Here is a 26,528-nt window from a genome sequence, read left to right on the forward strand (position 1 = left end):
TGTGCCTGTACTTGGTTCAGTTATTGAAGCCGATATTAACCCTACTTACGAAGCTGAGGGACTGCGTTTTCGCATTTATCGTGAAACGCTTTCGCGTTTTTCGTGCGCCGCTTCAATACTAAGCCTACACTTCGATGTAGTGTGTGATAGTTTGAAAAATTTATGCGTAAAAAGAGGCACCTTTCTACTATTTTTCAGCAGATAGAAAACGCTTTAAATTCAGTTCTGCTTTCTCCTCTTTTAAATAATGAATTGCTGTACAGCTTGCCAGCCGAAATATATACCAAATCCTATTAGAGAAAGGCCGGATATAACGGAAACAGCGGTCAAAAACGTCGCTGCTAAATACCTTCGAAAAGTGCTTGCTAAAGCTGCCATAGCAATATCCCAGCATAAAATCCCTGTAAAAATAGCACAGCTGTATAAAATAAGCTGTTCTGTTTCGTATGTATTAGCTGTTTTGGCTAAAACAGAGCCATAAATACCGAGCCAAAAAAGAATAGTAAGCGGGTTTGTTAATGAAAGTAAAAAACCTGAAAAAAAACACTTTACGACCGAATCTCCTTTTGCGTTTCTATGCTGTGTAATTTTCCCTGCGCTCATTACCCCTTCAATACCGGTATAAATTAATACGAAGCATCCAAACGAAAAAAGAAACGTTTTCATAAAATCGCTGCTTAAAAAATGAACGGACCCGAAATAAACTACAAGCATATAAAGAGCGTCAACCGATGTTGCTCCTATCCCTAAGAACCAAGCATGTAAAAAGCCATTTTTGATTCCTTTATCAAGCTGAGCGGCGTTGATGGGACCGATTGGCGCGGCTAACGATAGCCCTAATAATACATAGCTAAAAAAAGCTCCCACATGTATCCCTCCCTCCCTGCTTCTGAGGTTTTATAAATTGAACTATGATAAATGTATGCAGCCTGCTTAGCTTGTACTACGTAATTTTTATTTTATTTCTAAATCCTTTTGTATAGCGACGAAAAAGCAGCGCATGTTAACTGTAAATACTATACAGAAGGATGAGAGGCATGAATTCATACACTCATATTAAAGAGGCACTACAATTAGCTGAGCAGGCTGTTTATCAAGGACAGATGAATTTGAATGGAGCTAATTTTCAAAATGCTCAAATGCATTTGAATATCGTTCAGCAGCAAATTAATGAACAAAAAGAAGCGGCGTCTGGTGATAAAGAATTAAGACGAATGGAAGAGCACTTAAGACATTTACGCGAAGCGCAGCAGGCTATTCAGCAAAATTTTTAATAAGAGTAATAAACATAACTGTTTTCTCACTTTCAGATAAACAAATCTGAAAAAGCTCTAAGAACACACTGTGTTCTTAGAGCTTTTAATCCTTTATCCTAAAAAAAAGAAAGGAGAAAAACTCCTTTCTTTTTTTACATTAATTATACTTTTGCCGGAACTTTAACGCCCATGATCGCTTTTGGCTCTAGATATTCTTCAATGCCAAATGCTCCCCACTCGCGTCCAATACCAGATTGTTTGAATCCGCCGAATGGCGCAGCTCTGTCTTGCTCGGCATCGTTGACGATGATTTGACCAGCTCTAATATTTTTAGCAACATAATCAAGTGTTTCTTGGTCTTTTCCGACCGCATAGCCTGCAAGTCCATAAATTGTATCATTTGCAATTTCAAGAGCTTGCTCTAGATCATCATACGTAATAATAGCTGTTACAGGTCCAAAGATTTCTTCTTGTGCAATAACCATATCATTTGAAACGTCAGTAAAGACTGTCGGTTTAACAAAATATCCTGTCTCTAAGCCGTCTGGTTTGCCCGTTCCGCCAGTAAGAAGTTTTGCACCTTCGTCCATTCCTTTTTTAATATAATCCTGTACGCGATCCCACTGTTTTTCCGCTACGAGCGGTCCAGTTACGTTGTCTTTATCTAACGGATCACCAACTGGGAATGATGGCAGAACCTTCTTCACTGCTTCTTCAAATTTTTCCTTCATAGAGGCAGGAATGATAATACGTGTTGCTGCCGTACATACTTGCCCAGTATTCATTGCAATGTGTGAAACTGCTATTTTAGCCGCTTCTTCTACATCCGCATCCTCTAATACAACTAGCGGTGATTTCCCGCCTAGCTCAAGCGCTACTTTTTTGATTGTTTTAGCCGCGTTTTGCATAATTTTCTCGCCTACAGCACCTGATCCTGTGAATGATACAAAATCAATGTCCGGGTGAGAACTAATACCGTCACCGATTGTGCTTCCCGTTCCGTTTACAAGGTTAAAGGCACCTTTTGGTACGCCAGCTTCATCAATGATCTCTGCTAATATCATCGCTGCATACGGTGTAAGTTCTGATGGTTTTAATACCATCGGGCTTCCTGCTGCGATAGCTCCTGCAATTTTAGTAGACGTCTGATTTGTTGGGAAGTTCCATGGTGTAATAAGTCCGCTTACTCCAATAGACTCTTTCACGACCTTGTAGCTTCCATGATCTTCTTCAAATGTGTAATCTTCAAGTGCATTAGCTGCTTCTTTAAAGTGGCTAAGTCCCATTTCATAGTGAACTTCTTCTGAAATCTTTAAAGGAGCGCCAAGCTCTTCAGTCATAACTTCGATAAGTTCCTGTTTACGCTTTTCATATCCTTTTGCAATATTGCGAAGCATTTTGATTCGCTCTTCTTTTGTTGTTTTTGAAAATGTGGGAAGAGCTGCTTTAGCTGCTGCCACGGCTTTATCTAGATCTTCTTTTGTACCTAAGCTAATTTTACCAATTGATTTTTCAGTAGCAGGATTGATCACATCTGACGTTTCGTTTCCTGTTGATCCAACCCATTCTCCGTTAATAAAGTGTTTTAAGTTTGTACGCATTGATTTGATCTCTCCTTTTAGTTTGTTACTTTTAGTTTGTTAATTGTTGAACTATGTCATCTAGTTTTTATCTACCCGCCTGTCTGCTTCTCAAACACCGCTTCTATTATTTTTTGTTTCTTTCACTGCCTTATCCCTTTTCCAATCGGCTTTTGGCAGCTGAATTTTTTTCCTCTGCAGCTTTTTAGTTTTTTATAACAAACAGAGATTGAGTCCTAACGAAATCAAACCAATTTAAAGATGAACAAATGGGATAAGGTAGTGGATTATTTGTTATACCACTGTTGATTTTCGTGCAAGCCTTCGCTTTCCAAGGGTGTCGATGAGCCCCCTCATCGCTTACGCTCCTGCATGGTCTCACTAAATGAAACCTACATCAAAAAAATCCGAACGAGTTTGATTCTTCATCAAGAATCAAACTCGTTCGGACCTTCCTTTAACTAAAACACTTTTGTTTTCCCCTCTTTTGTATTAACGTACTTCTTGCAAACAATGTACCACTCTGCTTTCAATTAACGGTTCTGTTTGCTGTCTGTATTGTTGATAGTGAGGTGTTTCAATGTGAGCTTCAATATCTTCTTTGCTTTTCCATTTCTCATAAAAAACAAATGTACCTGCTTTGTCTGTATCCTGGTGGAGAGTGTATTGAATACATCCTTTTTCTCCTCTTGATGGTTCAATAACTTTTACTAACTCTGATCGAAGCTCTTCTTCTTTTCCTGGCTTGGCTTTCAAAATGGCGTTAATAATAATTTCTGACATCGTTTTTCCTCATTTCTTTAAAAAATATTTCCCATAAAAAGCTTCCCTCTTTTTGTATTTATTACACTGACCATCATATTTTTTGTATGATGATTGATTTCTCTAGTCCAAGACAGCAAAACATCCATGTTATCAACAGCAGTCTTTCTTGATGCTGTTGATAAAAAAGCCTGTAGGCTTATAGCCTACAGGCTTTTTTACATCTTATTTCAATAATTGTTTCACGACTGCTTTTGCTACGCTGATTGTTGACTGAGGATTTTGACCTGTTATTAGGTTGCCATCTGCTTGTACATTATCTGTCCAGTTTGGAGCAGTTACTACATTTGCACCAAGTTCACGCAGACGTGTTTCCAAAAGAAACGGCATGAAGCGATCCAATGTTGTTTCACGTTCTTCATCATCTGTAAACGCAGCAACATCTTTTCCTTCAACCAACGGCTTTTCATCTGATAATGTAACACCTACTAAACCTGCGGGTCCGTGGCATACAGCGGCTACTACTTTGTCTCCTTCGTATAGTTCACGAATTAAAGCGTGGAGCGTTTGATTATCTGGCAGATCAAACATTGTGCCGTGACCGCCTGGTAAGAAAACAGCATCGAATTTAGCACTATCTGTAATTGCATCAAGTTTTAGGGTATTCTCTAGATGCTTAGCTGTATTTAAGATTTCTTGAGAAGTCTCTCCTTCAAGGCTGCGAGCATCCACCGGCGCTTTTCCTCCTAGAGGACTTGCTACAGTAATAGTAAATCCAGCTTTTTCGAACTCTACGTACGCTTCACCAAATTCTGAAAGCCAAAGGCCTGTTGAATGATTTTCTTTCATTTTGTCAGCCGTTGTTACGACCATTAATATATGTTTAGACATAGTAACGTCCTCCTGTAAATAAAGATAGTATTTTCTGTTTCCGCCTTACACACCATATTGTAAGAGAGGAATTGCTATAATACAAATTAGAAAATATCTGCTTATACATAAATATTTTTATAGATACTGTGGACGCCTTTGTTAATAAAGCATCTGTAAAAGAAACAATCATATAACACCTGAACTTATTTTTTATGCACTCAAAAAAACCGCCCTTTTGAGTAAGCGCGGTTTTTTTCCAGAAAAGCATAGAATTTATCTTTTATTTTAAAGAGCAGATTGAGCGTTCATTTGTTTCACTTTCTTTTCTCCCGTTTTTTTAAGACTTACCATAAAAACAAACGAAATACAGTACAGCCCCGCCAAGTACGTCATCGCTACCGTCATATCATAGTTTTGCAAAAGATAACCGACAAAGATGGGTGACAACCCTCCGAGCGCTCGCCCGAAGTTAAAAATGGTGTTCGTTGCAGTACTGCGAACCTCTACTGAATAGTGACTGCTGATCAAGGCTCCGTATCCTGCGAACATTCCGTTTGAGAAAAATCCGACTACAGCTCCTCCTATAAGCAGCCCTGCACTTCCTTCGGCATACGAGTATAAAAATACCGCACAAGCTGAAGCGAGAAGAAAGATTCCAAAAGTACGTTTCGAACCAAAACGATCCATAAATTGACCAAATGTTAGCATGCCTATAATCATTCCAACGGCTGTACTGATTGTCCAAAGAGCTGAACTTGAAACAGAGAGGCCTTGTGATTGCTGAAGCATAGACGGAAGCCATATCATGAGTCCGTTATAGCCTGCAATTTGAACTGTAGCCATCACTGCCAGCGAAATAGTCGTCATCGCCGTTCTAGACGTAGCAAATAATTGACGAAGCTTGCCATTATTTTTAACAACGGCTGTTTTCTCTTTTTGAGCTTTTAGCCACTCAGGAGATTCGTTTAAATTTTTTCGTACGATAAAAGCAAAAATGACGGGGATGATTCCGACAAAGAACAGCGCTCTCCATCCGAAAACCGGCAGGATCAGAGAACTTAAAAGCGCCGCAAGAATAACTCCAAATTGTGCGCCAATACTAACATAAGATGAAGCTCTTCCTTGCTTATGTTTCGGCCACGCTTCTGCTACAAGAGCCATACCAATTCCGTACTCTCCTCCAGCCCCAATTCCGGCAATAAATCGTGAGGCATACACTTGTTCAACATTTGCTGCAAAACCTGTTAATGCCGTTCCGACTGCAAATAGAAGAACCGTGTAGGTAAAAACCCGCACTCTTCCAAATTTGTCTGCTAAAATTCCGAAGATTACGCCGCCTATGAGCATTCCTATATTTGTAATAGAAGAAATAAGTCCGCCTGTTGCTAAACCAATGTGAAATTCAGCAATAATCATTGACATAGCAAACGAGATAAACATAATGTCCATCCCTTCTAACGTCAAACCTGCTACTGATGCTACAACTGTCTTGTTACGATAATTCATGTTGTTCCACCCTCCACTGTATTCTTTCTGTATCAACGCTCTTTCTTTTTTGAAGGAATGGATAAATAACATATGTCCATTCTCTTTTGAAGCCTCTCTGGACTTCGTTTAAAAGAGGTACGTAACGCATAAAAGCCCTTTTGTCGCAGAGGGCAAAAGGGCACAGATAGGCATAGAAGCAGTAAACAGGTTATCCGTCCTTTTCGGCCTCTCTGGACCGTCTTAAAGGCAGTTATTATATTAATCCTTATGTTAACACGCCGCACAGAACCTTTCAATAAGAAAAACATCTTCTTTAAAGCAGCTATGTACATCTTTCACTTTTTACATACATACTATTTCGTTCATTATTTTTTCAAATGTGGTTAAAACCAAAACCTAACGTATCATGTTCAAAGCCTTTTTTCGGCGCACCTATCGTTCCATACACACAAACGCTAATCCATTCGTCGTTCGTTCCTGAGAACTCAATTTTTCCGCGCACGATTGAAAATGTGAGTCCTACCGTTCGTAAAATATCACCCAGCTGAAGCGTTCCTCGACTAACTCCTTGAATGGCTTCAAGTATAGCATGATAAAGAGCGTGGACTTCCCGGTACGACTGGGCATTAATAATTTTGTTTGTCTTGGCACTCGTTTCAATTGCTGCCACAACTTTAGACAGCTCCATCGCTCCGACTTTTCCAACTGTATAGCTATATCCTCTCTCTCTTATTTCCTTTTCAATACCTTCAGCTAGTTCCGTATTATGTAAAAGAACGAGTAAAGATGTTAATCTTCCCATTGAAAAATCATTGACTTGTTGAAATTTATTGCTCAACTGTCATTCCCTCCCTTCTATCCCCTTATTATTTTAACAGATGGTACCTGAAAGGGTGTTGATTATTCAACGAACGAGCGCTCACTTAAAGAGGCAGAGAATCTATGTGTACTCTCCACCACTGTTACGAAGGAGAACTTGCATAAACAAGTACCCCACCTTTTAGTAAGCGCTTACTTTGTTTTCAAGAAAGAAATCATTTTTCTCTACTTACGTTAAGACAAGCTGTGATTCAACTTTTAACTTTCCCAGCATCTCTCTCGTCATTTTTTCTAGGTTATATTCTGCTTTAAACCCCCACTCTTCTACCGCACAGCTGGAATCTATATGGTTAGGCCAGCTTTCAGCAATTGCTTGTCGAACAGGATCTACTTGGTAATTCAGCACAAATTCAGGAATCGTTTTTCTGATTTCAGTCGCCATTTGTTCTGGATCAAAGCTCATGGCAGAAACGTTAAATGAATTTCGGTGCTTCAGCTTAGAACCGTCTGCTTCCATTAGTTGGATAACGGCATTTAATGCATCGGGCATATACATCATATCCATATAGGTGCCTTTGTCAATATAAGATGTATAGCGCTTGTGCTTAACGGCTTCATAGTAGATTTCAACAGCGTAGTCCGTCGTACCTCCACCTGGAGGCGTTACGTATGAAATTAAGCCTGGAAAACGTAGCCCTCGTGTATCTACTCCGAATTTATGGTGGTAGTAATCGCAAAGTAATTCACCCGCTACTTTATTAACACCATACATCGTGGTAGGACGTTGAATTGTATCCTGCGGCGTCCAGTCTTTTGGAGTCGTTGGACCAAACGCGCCAATTGAACTTGGAGTAAAAAATTGGCACTGAAGCTCGCGCGCTACTTCCAGCGCGTTTACTAATCCGCCCATATTTAGATTCCACGCCAGAAGCGGCTTTTGCTCGGCTGTCGCTGATAACAGCGCAGCCAAGTGAATAATGGTATCGACTTTATGCTTTTGGGCAATTGTAAATAACGCAGTCTGATCTGTTACGTCTAAAATCTCGAATGGACCTGAAGTCACAACATCGCTCGTCGTCTTACGAATATCAGTGGCAATAATATTCTCTGAACCGTACATCTTTCTCATTTTCATTGTTAATTCAGAACCGATTTGTCCTAGAGACCCCGTTATTAATACTTTTTTCATCTCAATATCCTCCTCATGTACTGTTTAGATTAATTTCATTTCCTTGCCTACTTTTTTGTAGATACGAAGTGCTTCATCTAACATTTCTTTTGTATGAGCAGCCGTTGGCATATTGCGAACGCGTCCTGTTCCTCTTGGAACGGTAGGGAAAACAATTGATTTAGCGTATACCCCTTCTTCTATTAATCTCTCACTAAAAATCTGCGTTTGATTTTCGTCTCCTATAATGCACGGAGTAATAGGTGTTTCACTTGCACCGGTATCAAAGCCCAGCTCTTTTAATCCTTGCTTTAAATAACGGCTGTTTTCCCACATTTGATCCTGCAGCTCTGTACTTGTGCTTAAGATTTCAATCGCTTTAATACATGCAGCAGCCGTGCCTGGTGTAATAGCAGTCGAGAACAAAAACGGACGGCTTCTTACTTTTAACCAGTCAATTAAGTCTTTTTTTCCGGCTACGTATCCGCCTACAGCTCCAATCGCTTTTGACAATGTTCCAATCTGGAAGTCTACTTTTTCAGATAAGCCAAAATGTTTGACTGTGCCCATACCGTTACCTAATACGCCCGACCCGTGAGCATCATCTACGTATGTGATTAAATCAAATTCCTCTGCGATTTCTACAATTTCCGGAAGCTTAGCAATGTCTCCATCCATTGAGAATACACCGTCGGTAATTACCATTATTTTATTATAGGCACCGGACTTTTGTGCTTCGCCTGCTTTTGCACGAAGATCTTCCATATCCGAATGCTTGTAAGGAATAATTTTTGCTTTTGACAATCGGCATCCGTCAATAATTGAAGCGTGATTCAGCTCATCTGATAAAATCGCGTCATGTTTATCCATAACCGCAGAGATAGCTGCCATATTGCAGTTAAAGCCAGATTGGTAAGCTATAGCTGCTTCCGTATGCTTAAACTCGGCAAGCTTTTCCTCTAGCTCAATATGAATATCTAGAGTTCCATTAATCGTCCGGACAGCTCCAGCCCCCACTCCATATTTTTCAGTCGCTTTGTTGCACGCACTAATAAGCCTTTCATCTGTAGCAAGCCCCAAATAGTTGTTGGAAGATAAATTAATTAGTTGTTTCCCCTCAATTTGAATAACAGGCCCGTTTGATCCCTCTACCGGATTGATAACGTTGTACAGCCCTTTATCTTTTAAATCTTCTAAATTATTATTCAAGAATTCTTTTAAACCTCTACTTGTCATCTTCCATACCTCCTCATTGTTGTTCAACACGTCTTATAAATTTCCCTTTTCCCCATTAAAAGATTAATCTAAGCACTTACAGTATATGAGTTAAAATTCAAGTGTATTCCTGAGAAAGACAAATGTTTCTTTTGAAAGCGCTTAAAATTCAATACTTATAGAATTTATAATAATCAACAACCAAGTAAATGTCCATACTAAAAAAACAAAAAATAAGAAATTTTCGGCAATAATAAAAATCCGTCCTTCTGTTAACGATTTTTCCCGAACGTTATTAGACAATATCTTTTTTCTTTTCTCTCTTTGATAATTCTTTTAAAAAAGAGACTGATACATAACTAATTCGACAGCTAAAAGCACCTACATTCACCTACCAATAAAAAAATCCGAACGAGTTTGGTCCTTAATCAATCAGACTCGTTCGGATTGTCCTTCAATTAAAATACTTTTATAACAGTCTCTTCCGTTACTTTTGTACAGATACATTCTTTATTTTTTCATGTCTCGTTTTTACTAGCAAGCATGAAACAACAAAGCTTAGTAAGGCTGCTAAAAACGTTCCGCTGTAAATAATGTGAACACCTGATGCAAGAATTTCATGCAGCTTTGACAGTTCTTCTGGTGGTACCCCGCCTGTCTCAAACGAAGCATTCAAATTTTCTTGCCCTAATTTCTTTGCTTGTGAAAGCGTCACTAAGTTAAAAATTGTACCAAACACTGCGGAACCTAGCGTTTGACTAAATGTATTTGTAAACGTATTAAGAGCCACTGCTACTCCTCTTTTGCTAGCTGGAACCGCTGATTGAATAACTAGCATAAAAATAGGCGTAATAATACCCATTCCTAACCCAAGGACCCCAACGGCTACATAAATTAAAAATACGGGTGAGTGGGTGGAGACTAAAAACAGCATAAAACATGCTGTACTTACGATTCCCGTGCCCAGCGTAAGAATGGAGTGCGTTTTAAGACGCCCCACTAAATTCCCTGAAAGCAGTGAACCAATCGTCCAGCATACTGGCATAGGCATTAGTACAAAACCTGCAGCAGTTGCACTTTTCCCCAGCACCCCTTGACTCCAAATTGGAAGGTAGACCGTAATACTGATAACTACTGATCCAACAAGAAGTGTTAATAAGTTTATAACAGATACACTTCGAATGGAAAACAGTTCAAGCGGGATAAGCGGTTCGGGCGATTTCTTTTCGATATAAATAAAGCCAATGAATGTCAGAACAGCTAGAACAAATAATCCTATAATGGTTGGATCTCCCCAGTTTTGATGCTGACTTCCGGTTAAAAGCGCGTATAAAAACGCAATGGTTCCCACTGAAAACGTCACCGCTCCAATGTAATCGATATAGCGTTTTTCTTTTACCACTTCTTCTTTATAGTTTACTAAAAGAACAAAAAAAGCCATTAGTCCAAACGGTATATTTAAAAAGAAAATATAGCGCCAAGACAGCGTATCGACTAAAAATCCCCCAAGAAGAGGACCGAGAACTCCAGCAACTCCCCAAACTGCGCTAATCCATCCTTGCGCTTTGGCTCTTTCTTTTGCTTCTTCATACAAGTCGCCAATAATAATCATTGTAAGCGGCATAACGACCCCGGCGCCAAGACCTTGGATTGCTCTATAGACAATTAATTGCTGCATCGAAAAGCTAAGTCCGCAAAGTATCGATCCGATTAAGAAAATAATAATTCCCACAAGCATAACTTTTTTGCGGCCGAATAAATCTGCTAACTTTCCGTATATAGGTGTAGATACAGCGGTTGTCAGCATATAAATGGCATATACCCAGCTAACTAGCTCAATGCCCAACAAATCACTTGTAATTCTTGGAACAGCCGTACTGACAATGGTTCCTTCCATTGCAGCTAAAACAGTGACAAGCAGCAGCGCTGTCATGATTCGTTTCCTCATTTTTTTCTCTCCTTACAACTGCGGGCATACCGTGTTTTTTTCTTGAAGAAGATAAAAGCGGTTTCAATATACGGATACCCTTTTAGCCTTTATATGTATGTGATGCCCCGCATATAGTTGCTGCCATATGCAGCCAAATAATTATTTTACTATAAATTTTTTCAAAGCGATAGATAATTTCAAAAATATGACTTTCCTCTCATTAATAGAAACATGCGTACATGATGTTTAATTTCCTTTTTCAATTACAAAAAAGCACCCCGTAACACCTGGTACGGGATGCTTTTACGTATTTTGTATAATCAACTTAATCGGGGGTCTTTTAATAAACGTTCCATTTCTTCCATATGATTTGTTTCATCTGCAATCATATCCTCAAGTTTGACAACAAGCTCTGTTAACCCTAACTCTTCTGCTTGTTTTTTACGCTCTTCGTAGCGCTGGATAGTTTCTTTTTCAGCCTTGCTCGCTTCTTTAAGCATTTCCGTCACGTTTGAAACGTGCTTCACCTCAGCCGGCTTTGTTGTCGGCTCACCGCCAAGGTTTTTGATTTTTTCTGATAAATAAAGGGCGTGTCCTTGCTCGTCAGGAATTTCTCCTTCAAAGAAAGGTTTTAAAATTTGATATTCTAGGCCGGTTACTGTAGACGCATAGTAAGTGTACTGAATAACCGCCGAATATTCACCCGCTAAATCGGTATTAAGTCCCTCTATTAGCTGTCTCATTTTCTCTTCCATTTGAATAAACACCCTTTCATTTGCTGTTAGTAGACATGTACCCTTTCTGCCTAGTCCTAAACCACAATAAGGCGATATTCTGCTCCTGCTTTTTAAAAGTAAGGAAATTACTGAATGGAGCGAAGATGTTTGATTTCTATATTTTTAAAGAGAGACGTTCCTCCTTGAGAAAAAAGCGTAATTCCTTGGTCGTTGTATCGCGGAAAAACCTCGCTAGAATGCACGGTTTTCCCATCATCAACAAAGACTTCAATGCTTGTTTTATCTACCAATATCTTCAAATGAACATTTTTCTTGCCTGCATCAAAGTAATCACGGCTTTCCACATACTTTTTGCTGTGATCAGGCTGATTGCTATAGCTTCTGTTCACATATGAGACGTTATCTTCTGCAAAAATGCCCACATCAATGTGCCGCTTTTGATCTGCGGACTCTCGAAGTCGTAAGCCTACATTTTCTGCATCTGACCATGAAATATCTGTATCAAGCTGATAAGCTTCACCTTTTATCTTTAACTTTTTCTCTCCGTTTACTTCTACTTGTTCAAGAGAGTTTGTTGAATCAGTTAGCTGATTTAATTCTTCGACAGGCTTTGATAACAGGCTGTACTGATCGTCGTCTTGTTTTGAAAGCGTAATTTCACGGGTTACTGAATCGAAGCCGTTAAACCCTTCTTTCATCGTTGGCGTCTTATCCGGATAATCCCAGTTGTTCATCCATGCAAAAGCGTAGCGTTTTTCTAAGGAACCTTTATTTTTACCGTCTTCAAACGTGACTGCTCCGTACCAATCAAAGCCATGATCGAGCCATTGCGGCTCCTCCATATCGGGAGTGAATGTTGTTCCATCGTAATTTCCTGTCCAATAAGCATAGGTGTTTGGCTTTCCGCTTTCTTTTCCATTTGCACTTGTCCCGAGAACCCACTTAACTGTCCCGTCATCTGCCTTCATTTGAAAAAGATCTGGACATTCGGTAATGCCAATATCTTTAGTTACAAATCCTCCCGTATACGTCCAATCCTTTAGATTAGAAGATTCATAAAATCCGATTTTTTCACCTTCTGACATGACGAGAACCCACTTGTCATGTTCATTATCCCATATGACTTTGGGATCTCTAAAATCTTTGGTGCCTGGATTAGGCATGATAGGATTTTTGCTATATGATTTAAAGGTTTTTCCTCTATCGGTACTATACCATAGATACTGTTCTTGCTTTTGTCCATCAGCAGAAGGCTGGGTCATAATCGCTACAATTGCGCCTTTACCAAAGCCTGCTGTATTCTCTTTATCTTCTACAACGGATCCGGACCATATATCGCCATTTTTATTTGTATACTTTGGAATAGCTACTCCTTCATCTTTCCAGTGAACCAAATCTTTAGACGTTGCATGTCGCCATTCCGTCCCGTTCCCTTTAGGGTAATCATGATTGTATAAGTAATAGTAATGATACTCCCCGTCAAAATAAATAGGCTTTTGAGGATCATTTTTCCATTTATCAGGCGCGCTAAAGTGATACACCGGGCGATAAGTGGATTCACTTTTATTCCCTTTTTCTTTTCCTTGATCTTTTGTATCCTCTTTTTTGGATACGCCTGCTATAATGAGTCCGGCTATTATAACTAAAAGAACGGCAAGCGTTATCCATTTATAAGCACCTTTTTTCTTCAAACAAACCCCGCCTTTCTCTTTTTTGTCTACATCCAATAAAACAAAAGAAAATGGTGATTGTAATCACCATTTTCTTTTGTTGCTATTGCAAAGCGCTTAGTCTTCATCCACTGTTAACTGGCCTTGCTCAAGAACGCTATCTTTTACAACAGATGTTTTTGAACCGTCAATATTTACTAAGAAGCTTGGTGCAAATGTAGAGTGGTTGTCTTCATAAAAGCCTCTATTTGTCATGTAGCTTGTAATAACGACATTATCGCCTTTTGTTTGAGGTACAGCAAAGTGAGAATACGTAAATGTTTTATCATTAGGATCTAAATCCATATGAAGAACTAATCCCGTATCATTTAAAGGCTTATATTTTCCTGTTAACGTATTTGAAACATAGCCTAGCATATACACATCATCTTGTCCGATTCCATCAATCGTCATTTTAGATCCGCGAGAATCAGTGAACAAGTACCATTTTCCATCTTTTTTGAAAATGTTTGCACGTTCAATTTCGTCTGTAACTGTGTTTGATGTAATAAGCGGCTTCATTACTTTTTTAAGCGTATAGTCATCATTTAGCTCAATAATGCCCAAAGCTCCGTTTGCTAAAGAAGCTTTTTCTTTATTAGATCCTTCAAGAAGCTTTTTCTTTTCAGATTGGAAGAAAGGATTGTTTCCTCCGTAGTATGCTCTGTTATATAGAGAGTCTTCGCCTTGATAGCCATCTTCTGTTCCAGTGTTAGCTTCGAAAACAAGGTACTTATGTCCGTTGTCTTCTATGTAATGAGGATCTCTTAGCGTATGGTTATCCCCTGTGTCATAACCGCCTTCATCAATAAACTGCTGAACCGTTTGATAAATCTTTCCGTCACCGTCAAAGATTGACTTGTAATCTTCTACTCCATCAACTTTTAACGTATTATCGTTTGGCTGTGACATGTTTACTTGAGCTGTCGTTAACGTTTGTTTTCCGTATTGTTTACCTGAATAATCAGTGTAGAATAAACGAACTTTACCATCTTTTGTTAACGTGGCAGAACCAGACCATTCTTGTGTTTGATTTTTAAGATGCGGGTCATTCGGTACGAATTTATCGCTGTCTTTAAACACTCTTCCAGCGTTTTTCCAGCTGTCAATAGATTTGTCTCCAGCTTTTTTATAAAAAATATAAACAGACGTGTCATTAGAATCTTTTGGATCACCTGCTAAGGCAAACACAATTTGATATCCATGATAAGTCGCCACTGTTCCGTCAGCATTTTGTAATGGCCAGCTGTCCCATACATCTAAGTCAATTGTATTTCCCGAAGCATCTTTTCCCTTAGCAGAAGCAATGTTTTTAATAGTTGATTCATCAAAAGCAGGAACTTTAAACTGATCACTATTTTGCTGCTGTGGAATTTTCACCATATTATCGCGAGTAATATGGGAAATTCCGTAGCTATTATTAAAGTCTTTGCTGTCATTTCCTTTAGCAAATGTTTGATATCCCCCGCCTACTAGTAGGGCTGCAGCCAATGTAGCAGCAGTTGTATGCTTAGCAACTCGTTTCATTTTCATATGTTTTCTCCTTTTGTGTTAGTAAAGAATATAAATTTATTAATTCAATTAGCTATTAAAAATTCGAAAACAGAACCGGTTCCGTTCAACCAAAAGATTACTTGGATAAATGACGAAAGTCAAACATGCCAAATGTAGCTATTTCTCATTTTCATCTTTTTCATTGAGCTGTAACTAGGACCAAAGTTTACGTGTAAGGGCCTTTTTTATGTAACCGTTTTTCCAACAAAGGTGTACGGCTTTTTTTACATTTCAAACCACGATTTCCAGACGTTGCGTTTTATACTTTCTACATGATTAAACGCTTTATCTTCCCAGCATTGAAAACGCTATTCCGTTTTTTATACTTTCCGACCATTTCGTTTTCCTCAATCTCTTGAAAAATTAGTACCTTTTTTATTAGCCGGACATGAAAACGTTCTATTCTTTTTCCTTTCTGAAGATTAGGCTGATAATAATAAAGGTCTAAAGTATGTTTTCAGAAAAAAATTTTCCTTCTTTTTACCTACTCATTTTTATCTTTTTTAATGCATTATACGCTCTCCCTTTTTACAAAGGGGAGAGCGTACAATGCATTTTTTAACTATTAAGAGTCTAAGCCAGTCGCTTTTCCTTCACGGCTGGAATCAGCTGCTCCAAATAAACGGCCGTTTTCTTTATCAATTTGAATACCTTGAACGTTTCCGATTGGGAACGGCTCATCTCCAAAATTAAATCCCATGGCTTCTAGTTCTCCTTTGGCATTCATATCCACTCCGGCTTCCCAACCGATAAGTGATCCTGTACTATTAAAAATTCTTGGCTCTTCAATTGCTTCTTTTATATTCATTCCATAGTCTAAAACATTAATAAGCGTTTGAAACACAGATCCTACAATGGTTGGTCCACCTGGAGACCCTAGAGTGAGTACGGGTTCACTGTCTTTAAAAACAATCGTTGGACTTTTACAGCTAACCGGACGCTTTCCTGCATCGGCTTGATTTAACCCTCCGGGAATAGCATCGAAATCAGTAAGCTCGTTGTTGAGTAAAAATCCGTGGTCTTTAACCATAATTCCTGTACCAAAAGGATGTTCCACAGTTGATGTACAAGCGACAATATTCCCCCAGCGGTCAACTACCGTGAAGTGAGTTGTTTCACTAAGCTCACGTTCAGGTTCATAAGGCTGACGCACAACGTTCACTTTTTGACCTTTCTCATAATCCCACGGATTGCCGAAATCAACTTTTTCATTTTTATGTTTCCAATTAATTAATTTTTGACGTTTCTTTATATATTCTTTATTTAAAAGCCCTTTTAATGGAATGTCACTATAGGCTGGATCCCCAGAGAATGCAATTTTATCTGAAAAGGCAATACGCATAGCTTCTGCAAACAAATAATACTTTTCCCACGATTTTACGTCATATTGAGATACATCAAAGTTCTCTAATAGCTTTAAAATTTGCAGCACGGTAGTTCCTCCTGCACTAGGCATGTTGGAAGAAGCAATTCGGTATCCTTTATAATCTCCCCACACGGGCTCATCGATCTTAATCTGGTATTCTTTCAAATCCGACAGTTCCATAAAACCGCCGTGCTCTTTGATCGTTGAAATAATGGCTTCTGCAATTTCACCTTCATAAAAAGATTCGATGCCTTTTTTTTGAAGAATGCGAAATGTTTTAGCAAGATCTTTTTTATTAATCATATCTCCTTCTTGTATCGGCTTGCCGTTTGGAGAATATAGCTGCTTAGCATGTTCTCCTAGTCGGTAGGCATATGTTTTTAAAATATCTCCAAGAACCCAGTTTGTTTCCACACCTGCTTCTGCTGCTTTGGCAGCCGGTTCAATCAATTCTGCAAGGGGTTTTGTTCCATACTCTTTACGAGCTGCTTCCATCGCCTTTAAAATCCCCGGAATCCCAATTGCCGTTGCATGAGTAGAACGCTTTCTAAACGGAATAACTTCTTTATTTTCATCAAGGAACATTTCAGGATAAGCTGCTTTAGGAGCCTGAGAATGCCCGTCAAAAATTTTAGTTGTTTTGCTTTCATTGTGGTACACCATAAAAAAGCCGCTGCCTCCAATACCGGTCATCATCGGTTCTCCGACGTTGAGCCCAAACTGAACGGCAATTGCTGCATCAATTGCGTTGCCGCCAGCTCTTAGCACCTGTTCTCCGGCGTCTGTTGCAATTGGATGAGCACTGGCTACCATTCCTGTTTTTCCAACCGCTGTTTCTCTTCTATATGAACTCTTTCCTGAACGAGATAAACTTTTTCCATTAATCATCTTTTACGACCTCCTAGTTACTTACTTTATCTGGGATATTGGTAAAATACCCTATTGCTTTTGGGATAAAACTGTTTAAATTTGTATGGATTACTTTACCTAGACCGATATCCCTAGCGTATTTTAAACCTTTGAAATCCATAAAATAGAAAAAGCGCCAACCCTTTTTGTTTAAAGAAAAGGTTAGCACTTTTTGCGTTTTCTAACGTTTATACACTTTTACACTTGTACCGAAGCTATTTCATTATTTACGTTCAGCAGGGCATAAAGCTCTTGAAGCCTTCCTATTTCATAGGTTGAATTCCAATTTGTATCATTCTTTTTTTCCTGAGGATTAAACCAGCACGTATCAATACCCGCCAGCTGCCCGCCTTGAATATCTGCACTCAAAGAATCTCCAACAATTAATGTTTCATGTACGGATAGCTCTTTTATACGTGAAAAAACATAATCAAAATATTCCTTCATAGGTTTTTGAAAGCCCGTATCTTCTGAAACAAATACTTCTTTAAAATAAGGATATAGACCTGAGTCCTGAAGGCGCTTATATTGCGTAGCCGATACGCCATTTGTAACAACATATAACTCATAGTGACAGCTAAGGTTTTTAATTACCTCAATTGCTCCGTCAATTAGCTGATGGCCATTGTTCAAATACGTTCGGTACTCTGCTTCAAGCAGCTTTCCGTCTTTCTCTATTCCATATTCTTTACATAGAGTAGAAAAGCGAGTATTTACAACTTGCTCACGGCTTATTTTATTTTCTTCAAAAGCTGTCCATAACCCATGGTTTATCAAACTATAACGTTTTTTACTTTCCTCAGTCAGCGGAATATCGTGGTTAGCAAAAAGAAGCTGTAAAGCCTGCTCTTCGGCTGCATTAAAATCTAAAAGCGTATTATCAATGTCAAATAGCAGCGTTCGGTATGTTTTCATTCTTCTCTCTCCCCTTCAACTAATCTATTGCTTTTTCTATTCGTATATATTGTCGTTTGCTAGACAGCTCAGTTTTTCTTTATCTTTAAGAATAATGGAACCTTTCTTTTTTTCAATAACTCCTTGCGCTACAAATTTCTGAAGAACACGATTTAAATGCCGGTAAGTCGTTCCGATTAAATTAGCTATATCTTTTAGGCTTTCTGTTTTTTGATTCATAACCAAATGTGATTCTTCACAAAAAATAGAGAGCAAGTAGCTAGCCAGCCGCACTTCAACTGGGTACATTAAATTAAAGCTTAGCGAGTTCGATTTTGCGCAAAACTTTTTTGTGAGCATTTCCAGTAAAAACGTCAGCAGCTGTGGATCATCGCTCGCATGCTGTTTTAATCGTTTGTATGGTATACCTATCACAACTAAAGCTGAAACGGCTTCAACCGTATTCATAATATCAACATCTTGTACATACTCAATATCGCCTATTACTTCAAGGGGCTGTTTAAAGGAAAGAACAAGCGTCTTGCCTTCGGGCGATATGGTATAAACTTTAACCTTACCTTTCACCAATATGTACAAACAGTGAGACGCGTCTCCTTGAGAACAAAGACGTTCTCCTGCCTCGACATCATACAGTGACAAATGCGGTAGTAACTTTCCCTTGAAAACCGACTCTAATTTATAAGTAGTTATATACTCCAGCAGCTGTTTTTGACTCGTAATTTCTCTCATGCTTCCCTCTCCAACATAACGGTTTCTTTTTATTAAACAATAACACTTCCTACAATAAAAAGGACATATGTCCCAAATGAAATTTTAATTTTTACGTTATGTTCATAGATTACTTTTAAGAAAAATATATAAATAAAAAAGACTCTAGCACGTTCGCTTAGAGTCTTTTTTGTTAAACGCTCTTTTTATTTCTGCCGTAACCAACATAAACAAAGACACCAATCAGCATCCAGCCGATTGAATACATCCACGTTTTCGCTGATAAGTTAAACATAAGAAAGATACAGCAAAGAATAGCGAGAATTGGAATAAACGGTACAAAAGGTACTTTGAAACCTCGCTTTAGGTTAGGCTGACTTCTTCGAAGAGCCAAAATCGAGAATGAAACGGCAGCAAACGTAACAATCGCCAGCATATTTGCTAAATCCGCCAGCTGTTTTAAATCAATAAAACCAGCTACAATCGCCCCTAACGCCCCGACAAGCCATGTCGATATGACAGGTTCACTGTTCTTTCGGTTTACTTTCGCAAAAAGGGACGGCAATAATCCATCATGACTCATTGACATCAGTACGCGAGGCACAACAAACAAATAAGCAAACACGACGGCCATAATACCAATAACGGCTCCTATAGACAAAATAAGAGCTGCCCATTCTTGCCCAACACTATTGAGTGCATATGACAACGCATCGCCTACGTTTAGCTCTTTGTAAGAAACCATCCCTGTTAATACTAACGCAATGACTACATAAATGACTGCACAAACACTTAGTGCAATCAAAATACCTAGCGGCAAGTTTCTTTGCGGATTTTTCACTTCTTCTGCCGACGTAGAAATAGCATCAAATCCGTTATAAGCGAAAAAGACAGAAGCGGCGCCTGCAAAGATTCCTTTCACACCAAAAGGAGTAAATGGATGCCAGTTATTTGTATTAATAAAAAAGACGCCGACGGCTACAAATAAAAGAACAATGCCTATTTTAATTAAAACCATTAAGTTATTTATTTTTTTACTTTCTTTTACCCCTCTCGTTAATAAAAACGACATGCACAGCACAATAAATACTGCCGGAAGGTTAATGATACCTCCGTCGCTCGGTATGGCGGTTAACGATTCAGGAAGTCTAATACCAAACTCAGTAAGCACATTATTCACATAAGATGACCATCCGCCTGCTACAGACGCTAAAGACACCGTATAGCAGCCTACGATGGACCATCCTATTAAATGCGCTACAAATTTCCCTAGTGAAACATATACGTATGTATATGCGCCTCCCGAACTTGGAACAGCTGAACCAAATTCTGCATAGCACAGTGCAACAAGAATACAGGCTATTGCAGAAATAACAAAGGAAATGGACACCGAGGGTCCTGCATCCCTGGCGGCAACTAGCCCTGCTATAACCAGAACTCCTGTCCCAATAGTTGCTCCTACTCCCATCAAAATAACATCGAATAAACCTAACGTTTTAGTTGATTCTTTTGCTGCATTTTCATCTAACAGCTTGTTAATGTCTTTTTTTGCAAACAGATTACTCATGATGACTAACCTCTCTTCATCTTGTTACTAATAATACTTTTTATAGTCTATTTTTTAATGGTAGATCTTTCTATGTATGTAACAGTAAACTATTTTACTACATTTAATTTTCTTTGTAAAATAGTTTACTTTTTGAACTTTTTAATGATTAAAACAAATTCACTAATGATGTTTTTTTCTATCACCCTATTATGGTGTACCCGACCAGACTAAATACATGCGTTAAAAACTTTATCAAAATTTCCTTCATTCATGATTGCTTTTGTACTATACTAAAGAAAAACTTCTTAGGAGCAACATAAAAGATGAACTTATTTTATTTTCTCAAGGGGTTAGTGATTGGGTTTTCCGTCGCTGCTCCGGTCGGTCCCATCGGTATTTTATGCATTAATCGAACGTTATCTAAAGGGCGGTTACACGGATTTGTATCCGGGCTGGGAGCAGCTACAGCAGACGCTGTATATGGATGCATCGCTGCGTTTGGCTTAACGTTCATTACAACCTTTTTACTAACCCAAAAGATTTGGCTTCAGCTGATTGGGGGATTATTTTTATGTTATTTAGGTGTACAAACTTTTCGTTCTCAGCCTGCAGAGCACGCTGCTGCTGCTAAAGGAGAAGGTTTGCTTCGTTCTTATACATCCGTTCTTTTTTTAACGGTTACGAATCCAATGACGATCTTATTTTTTATTGGCGTGTTTTCTGGTGTAGGCATTAGTAAATCAGCATTTGATGTTGCTTCTGCGTTGACAATGGTTGCAGGCGTATTTTTAGGATCGGCCTGCTGGTGGCTTTCGCTCAGTTTTGCTATTAGTCTTGCCCGGTCGAAGTTTACGAATAACAGCTTGATCTGGGTAAATCGTATTTCGGGAGCGGTTGTACTGACTTTCGGGATATTTGCGTTATACAAGTTGCTATAAAAAGTCATTTGTCTCCTTTTCTGGGGACAAGTGACTTTTTTAATAGAAAAGAATAATCTTAAAAAATACCCTAAACGCTTTGTTTTCTGTATAATAGATAAATAGAAAAACAGAAAAAGTATAAAAAATGCTTGAAAACTACATACTCAATCATTAGTCTTCAAACATAATAAGGGGAAATAAAGTATGACCATTCTTCTAGTAGATGACAACCAAGTCAATCTATTTGTGATTGAAAAAATTTTAAAAGGCGCTGGCTACGATAACTGTGTGTCTCTGACGTCTGCCCATGCCCTTTTTGACTATCTTAACCTGGACGATGAGAACTCAAAAACGAATTCGGTCGATTTGATTTTACTTGATATTATGATGCCCGAAATTGATGGAATCGAAGCCTGCAGGCGAATTCAACAGGTAGAACGCTTAAAACATATTCCAATCATCTTTGTCACAGCCCTAGAAGACAGCAGCAAGTTAGTAGAAGCTCTAGACGCCGGCGGGACAGACTACGTCACAAAGCCGATTAATAAAGTGGAACTGCTGGCTCGTATGCGCGTAGCCTTACGTCTTAAAGCAGAAATTGACTGGCACACGGAACATGAAAAGAAAATTCAAACTGAGTTAGATTTAGCTACGCACGTACAGCAAAACTTACTCAGTCCCCCTTTACGAGAGAAGGATATTCAAATGGAAGTTTCATATTACCCTTCTTTTAAATTAGCGGGTGATATGTACTATTGGCACAAAATTGACGAGCACCGGTACGGAATTATTCTTTTTGATATGATGGGGCACGGCATCTCTGCCTCACTTGTTTGTATGTTTATTTCGTCTGTGCTCAGAGAAGCTATCAAGTCCCTCGTAGACCCTGAGCAGGTTATTACAGAGCTAAATCGCTACATGGAATTATTGCACAGCGAAAAAGATGAAATCCCTTACTATTTCACTGCTATTTATTTAGTGATCGATACGGAAGCTAAGACAGTAGAATATGTGAATGCCGGGCACCCAGAAGGTTATATGTTAGTGGATGAACATACGCTCGTTCCTCTTCAACGAGGAAGCTGCCCTGTAGGATTTTTTGAAGAAATGGACGTTCAGAAATCTGTTGTCAGCTTTGAGAACGATGTGCAAATTTTGCTATTTACAGACGGAGCTCTTGAATCGATGGGCCCTTGCGAAAATGAATCTGCTCTTCGTCTTCAAAAACTTACTGAACAACAATGGACAAATCCGCAGGCATTTATGAATGAAATTTTTTCAGAAGAACAAAAGTTAAATCAGCCTGATGACATGTGCGTGCTTATGATTCAAGCACAAGCACAATAAAAAAAGACCTCACAAATGAGGTCTTTTTTTATTGCTTTTGATAGATGCGCTCGTTCCCTGCAAACTCGATATAAGAAGCTGCTCCTTCAGCAAAGCGAAGCGTTTCTTTATCGCCAAGCCCAAGAAATCCTTTTGCACACAGGCTTTCTGAAAATAAATTATACACTTGATTTTGCAGCTGAGCTGTAAAATAAATAAGGACGTTTCGGCAAATGATGACGTGAAATTCATTAAATGACTGATCCGTGACTAAGTTATGCTGAGCAAAGATAATATTTTTTAGCAGAGACGGATGAAAATATGCATAGTGATGATCCGTTTGATAATATTCCGAGAAGGCATTCTTTCCACCGGCTTGAATATAATTTTTTGTATATGACTTCATTTTACGTAAAGAAAAGGCGCCTTGTTTTGCTTTTTCTAATACATCTTCGTTCATATCCGTTGCGTAAATGACCGCCTTCTCCATTAACCCTTCTTCTTCTAAAAGAATCGCCATAGAAAATACCTCTTCACCCGTGGCACAGCCAGCGTGCCAAATGCGAATTTCCGGATAATCCTTTAATACCGGAATCACTTTTGTGCGAAATGCTTTAAAAAAGCTTGGATCGCGAAACATCTCTGTTACATTTATCGAAAAATCATTTAAAAGCTGATTCATAAATTCTTCTTCGTGAATCGCTTTTTCTAACAATCGAGACACGGTTGGAATACGTTCAATTTTCATTCGATTATAGACTCGGCGACAGATAGAAGATTTAGCGTACTGTCTGAAATCGAATCCTGTTAATCGATAAATAGCCGTCAGCAGTAAATTCGATCTCCAAATCTGTTTTTTTATTCATAACTAAGTCTTCACTTAAATCTAGGTGCTTCATATCCATTTATGTTTCATACCCCGCTTAATTTACTAGCCATACACGCATAACGGAGAACAGCTGATTTAAATCTAAAGGTTTACTGATATAATCTGAAGCTCCAGCTTCCAAACATTTTTCACGATCGTTTTTCATCGCTTTAGCGGTTAATGCAATAATAGGCAAATCAACAAGCTTTAGCTCTCCTCTGATTTTCTGCATGGCTTCATATCCGTCCATTTGCGGCATCATAATATCCATTAAAATGAGATCAAATGGTTCACTATTCTCCATCATTTCAAGACATTCTATTCCATTATGAGCCGTAATAATGGTCATACCTTGTTTAGCTAGCGCAGTTTTTAAGGCAAAGATGTTGCGCTGGTCATCATCTACGATGAGCACTCGCTTATCTTGAAACACATTTTCATCATCTTGCAATGAAGGTTCAACTGGTTGTACAGGATGATCAATTTCAGTTATTTCTGCTTCAGGTTCAGCTTCTTCTACAGATACCGCTACTTCTTCATATGCAAAATTCACTTTTTCATAGTCAATAAGACCATTAGAGAGGCTAGGAAGATATAGCGTAAACGTACTTCCTTTTCCTACTTCACTGCTTAGAGAAATCCAGCCGCCCAATAATTTTGCAAACTCACTGCAAATAGATAAGCCAAGTCCCGTTCCTCCGTACTTGCGGACCGTAGCTCCATCTGCCTGCTGAAACGCTTCAAAGATAAGCTGATGCTTTTCTTTTGGTATACCAATCCCTGTATCAGCTACAGCTATTTCTAGCCAGCAATCCGTATCAACTGTACGCATAGCTGTTGTAAGACGATGGTCAGCTACTCGTTGAATGGATACTGTGACAGATCCCGATTCCGTAAATTTAAATGCATTTGATAAAAGATTTTTCACAATTTGTTGGAATCTCTTTTCATCTGTGTGAATGATGTCCGGTACATCTTGTGCTTTATTAATTTTCAATTGTACGTTTTTCTGTTCAGCAACGTGGCTGAAATTACGCTCGATTTGATCTGGAAGCTCACTCATATTCATCTCAGCAAGCAAGACATCTAGTTTTCCAGACTCTACTTTTGATAAATCCAAGATATCGTTGATTAATGCCAACAAGTCTTTTCCTGAAGAATGAATAATACGAGCGTATTCTTCTTCATCTTCAGATAGCGTTTTGGCTGCGTTTTCCTCAAGCATTTCAGACAGAATAAGAATGCTGTTAAGCGGTGTTCGAAGCTCATGCGACATATTAGCAAGAAATTCAGATTTATACTGTGAATTCAACTCCAACTGATGCGCTTTTTCTTCTAAATCTTCTTTTGCAGCCTCTAATTCAAACGATTTTTCTTCTGCATCTTTTGTTCTTTCTTCTAGCTGTTCATTAATCATACGCAGCTCTTCAGACTGCATTTGCAGTTCTTCTGATTGTGTTTGAAGTTCTTCAGACTGAGCCTGGAGCTCTTCTGTCATCGCCTGAGATTCTTTTAATAGACGAGCAATTTCCATACGTCTGATTACACCATTGATAGTGAGACCAAACGTTTCAATCACTTGACTAATAAGTTCTTGCTCTAAAACTGTAAATTCGTGCAGCGATGCAAGCTCGATAACAGCAATTACTTCATCTTCAAACAAGACGGGTACAATAAAAATACTCTTAGGTTTTACGTCTCCTAATCCTGAAGTAATGAGCTGGTACGTGTCAGGTACATCGTTTATGACAAAGGTTCTTTTTTCTAAAGCAGCTTGTCCAATGAGCCCTTCGCCTATCAAAAAGCTCTCTCTTCCCGCGTCGCCTTTTCTATCTGCAAAAGCAGCTTGTTTGACGAATAAGTTTCCTTTATCATTTTCCTCTCGAACATAAAATGCTCCGAAAGAAGCTTGTGTCATTTCTGAAACCGTAAAGAGAAATTTTTCCGCAAGCTTGTCTACGGAGGCTATGCCTTGGTACATCGTTACAGCGTGAGCAATGTTCGTTTGAAGCCAGTTTCGCTCTTCAATATTTTCTAACAACGCGTTCGTGGCTAGCCCTAAATCTTTAATTTCATCATTAGACCTAACTTTAATTCTTCCTTTTAACTCGCCTTTTGAAGCCGTAATTCGTTTGATCGTTTGCGTAACTTCTTTAATTGTATTCACAATGGAATTAGACAAAACAATAGCGATAACAAGTGAGATAAGCGTAACAAATAACAGCAAGCCATAAAGTCCAATTTTTATTTTTTGATTTTTCTCGTCTAACTCTGTTGCTCTTGTTTCAGTCGATTTTTTCTCTACATTTCTAAAAGAAGTAAACTGACTGCGTATATCGTCCATATACTGGCGCCCAGGATCTTTCTCAAAAAATTGCTGAAGCTCTTTTGTATTATTTTCTTTTTTTAATGCAATGGTCGGTTCACCAGCAGCTTCAATCCAGTCTTGAATACTTCCTTTAATCTTCTCCAGTTTTTCCTGCTGATTTGGATTATTATTTAGAAGCTGATACAGCGCATTGTAATCTTTTTCCCAACTTGTTGCTGCGCTGTTATAAGGTTCTAAGTAACTCGCTTCTCCTGTAATAATATAGCCTCTTTGTCCGGTTTCCATATCAAGCAGGTGCTTTTCAATTCGGTTGGTCAGATCATGGACTTCAATATCATGATCAATGATAAAATTTCGCTCTTTTTGCAAAGATGAAATTTGACTATTTAAAACAATAAATGCAATAAATAAACAGACAATAACAATTAAATATCCAATAATAATTTTGGATTTGATGCCAAACCTCATTTTCTTTTCCATAATGTTCCTACTTTCATTCTAGATATTCCTCTAGAAGCATTTGAAAAACATGTTTATTTTTACTGCC

21 protein-coding genes and 1 pseudogene are annotated in these 26,528 nt (G+C 38.6%); 4 read left to right on the plus strand and 18 right to left on the minus strand.

From position 1 onward, the window contains the following. A partial coding sequence (locus ACO1DI_RS19740) for a hypothetical protein (RefSeq protein WP_423145565.1) occupies window positions 1-205 on the plus strand: 205 nt, incomplete at its 5' end. A 35-nt stretch (window positions 206-240) separates the two neighbouring features. Here the strand turns inward: ACO1DI_RS19740 and ACO1DI_RS19745 are convergent. Further along, window positions 241-867 (minus strand): LysE family transporter, encoded by a 627-nt coding sequence (locus ACO1DI_RS19745; RefSeq protein WP_014460819.1) that lies wholly within the window; start codon window positions 865-867, stop codon window positions 241-243. 170 nt (window positions 868-1,037) lie between these two features. Between ACO1DI_RS19745 and ACO1DI_RS19750 the strand changes: the two genes are divergently transcribed. Next, on the plus strand, window positions 1,038-1,274 hold the full coding sequence (locus tag ACO1DI_RS19750; RefSeq protein WP_014460820.1) for a hypothetical protein: 237 nt from the start codon (window positions 1,038-1,040) through the stop codon (window positions 1,272-1,274). A 143-nt stretch (window positions 1,275-1,417) separates the two neighbouring features. Here ACO1DI_RS19750 and ACO1DI_RS19755 read toward each other — a convergent pair whose 3' ends face one another. The 15 genes from ACO1DI_RS19755 to ACO1DI_RS19825 form a co-directional block, all read right to left on the minus strand. Next, a complete protein-coding gene (locus ACO1DI_RS19755) occupies window positions 1,418-2,857 on the minus strand; it encodes an aldehyde dehydrogenase family protein (protein WP_226555773.1) in 1,440 nt (479 codons plus the stop codon). 471 nt (window positions 2,858-3,328) lie between these two features. Then, window positions 3,329-3,619: a putative quinol monooxygenase gene (locus ACO1DI_RS19760; protein WP_423145566.1), complete on the minus strand. Its 291-nt coding sequence runs from the start codon at window positions 3,617-3,619 to the stop codon at window positions 3,329-3,331. A 204-nt stretch (window positions 3,620-3,823) separates the two neighbouring features. After that, the gene (locus tag ACO1DI_RS19765) at window positions 3,824-4,489 is read right to left on the minus strand and encodes a type 1 glutamine amidotransferase domain-containing protein (protein WP_014460823.1); all 666 of its coding nucleotides are present in this window, start codon (window positions 4,487-4,489) and stop codon (window positions 3,824-3,826) included. A 267-nt stretch (window positions 4,490-4,756) separates the two neighbouring features. Further along, complete coding sequence (locus tag ACO1DI_RS19770) at window positions 4,757-5,977, minus strand: MFS transporter (RefSeq protein WP_423145567.1); 1,221 nt, start codon at window positions 5,975-5,977, stop codon at window positions 4,757-4,759. Window positions 5,978-6,332: 355 nt separating this feature from the next. After that, window positions 6,333-6,797, minus strand: a complete 465-nt coding sequence (gene hutP, locus ACO1DI_RS19775) for a hut operon transcriptional regulator HutP (protein ID WP_115653441.1) — start codon at window positions 6,795-6,797, stop codon at window positions 6,333-6,335. Window positions 6,798-7,007: 210 nt separating this feature from the next. Further along, the gene (locus ACO1DI_RS19780) at window positions 7,008-7,967 is read right to left on the minus strand and encodes an L-threonine 3-dehydrogenase (protein WP_014460826.1); all 960 of its coding nucleotides are present in this window, start codon (window positions 7,965-7,967) and stop codon (window positions 7,008-7,010) included. Between the two features lie 24 nt (window positions 7,968-7,991). Then, on the minus strand, window positions 7,992-9,182 hold the full coding sequence (locus ACO1DI_RS19785; protein WP_423145568.1) for a glycine C-acetyltransferase: 1,191 nt from the start codon (window positions 9,180-9,182) through the stop codon (window positions 7,992-7,994). Between the two features lie 466 nt (window positions 9,183-9,648). Further along, window positions 9,649-11,109: an MDR family MFS transporter gene (locus ACO1DI_RS19790; RefSeq protein ID WP_423145569.1), complete on the minus strand. Its 1,461-nt coding sequence runs from the start codon at window positions 11,107-11,109 to the stop codon at window positions 9,649-9,651. Between the two features lie 302 nt (window positions 11,110-11,411). Then, entirely contained in the window at window positions 11,412-11,846 is a 435-nt protein-coding gene (locus ACO1DI_RS19795; protein WP_013056263.1) for a ferritin-like domain-containing protein, read from the minus strand. 107 nt (window positions 11,847-11,953) lie between these two features. Then, complete coding sequence (locus ACO1DI_RS19800; RefSeq protein ID WP_423145570.1) at window positions 11,954-13,519, minus strand: glycoside hydrolase family 32 protein; 1,566 nt, start codon at window positions 13,517-13,519, stop codon at window positions 11,954-11,956. A gap of 96 nt (window positions 13,520-13,615) precedes the next feature. Continuing rightward, complete coding sequence (locus tag ACO1DI_RS19805; protein WP_014460830.1) at window positions 13,616-15,070, minus strand: glycoside hydrolase family 68 protein; 1,455 nt, start codon at window positions 15,068-15,070, stop codon at window positions 13,616-13,618. Between the two features lie 586 nt (window positions 15,071-15,656). Next, window positions 15,657-17,345, minus strand: coding sequence for a gamma-glutamyltransferase (ggt, locus tag ACO1DI_RS19810; RefSeq protein WP_423145571.1), 1,689 nt, complete (start codon window positions 17,343-17,345; stop codon window positions 15,657-15,659). Between the two features lie 219 nt (window positions 17,346-17,564). Next, window positions 17,565-18,281 (minus strand): YjjG family noncanonical pyrimidine nucleotidase, encoded by a 717-nt coding sequence (locus ACO1DI_RS19815; protein ID WP_116737154.1) that lies wholly within the window; start codon window positions 18,279-18,281, stop codon window positions 17,565-17,567. A gap of 36 nt (window positions 18,282-18,317) precedes the next feature. Then, window positions 18,318-19,010 (minus strand): Crp/Fnr family transcriptional regulator, encoded by a 693-nt coding sequence (locus ACO1DI_RS19820; RefSeq protein ID WP_014460834.1) that lies wholly within the window; start codon window positions 19,008-19,010, stop codon window positions 18,318-18,320. Between the two features lie 172 nt (window positions 19,011-19,182). Next, window positions 19,183-20,556: an amino acid permease gene (locus tag ACO1DI_RS19825; protein WP_014460835.1), complete on the minus strand. Its 1,374-nt coding sequence runs from the start codon at window positions 20,554-20,556 to the stop codon at window positions 19,183-19,185. 305 nt (window positions 20,557-20,861) lie between these two features. Between ACO1DI_RS19825 and ACO1DI_RS19830 the strand changes: the two genes are divergently transcribed. Both ACO1DI_RS19830 and ACO1DI_RS19835 read left to right on the plus strand, forming a co-directional pair. Next, a complete protein-coding gene (locus ACO1DI_RS19830) occupies window positions 20,862-21,476 on the plus strand; it encodes a LysE family translocator (protein WP_014460836.1) in 615 nt (204 codons plus the stop codon). A 186-nt stretch (window positions 21,477-21,662) separates the two neighbouring features. Next, window positions 21,663-22,805, plus strand: coding sequence for a SpoIIE family protein phosphatase (locus tag ACO1DI_RS19835; protein WP_115653435.1), 1,143 nt, complete (start codon window positions 21,663-21,665; stop codon window positions 22,803-22,805). Window positions 22,806-22,833: 28 nt separating this feature from the next. Here the strand turns inward: ACO1DI_RS19835 and ACO1DI_RS19840 are convergent. After that, window positions 22,834-23,689, minus strand: a pseudogene (locus ACO1DI_RS19840) (CheR family methyltransferase). Between the two features lie 18 nt (window positions 23,690-23,707). Then, entirely contained in the window at window positions 23,708-26,461 is a 2,754-nt protein-coding gene (locus ACO1DI_RS19845) for a CHASE3 domain-containing protein (RefSeq protein WP_423145572.1), read from the minus strand. Window positions 26,462-26,528 lie beyond the last annotated feature (67 nt).

This window comes from Priestia sp. 40, assembly GCF_049368575.1.
Lineage (GTDB): Bacteria > Bacillota > Bacilli > Bacillales > Bacillaceae_H > Priestia > Priestia zanthoxyli.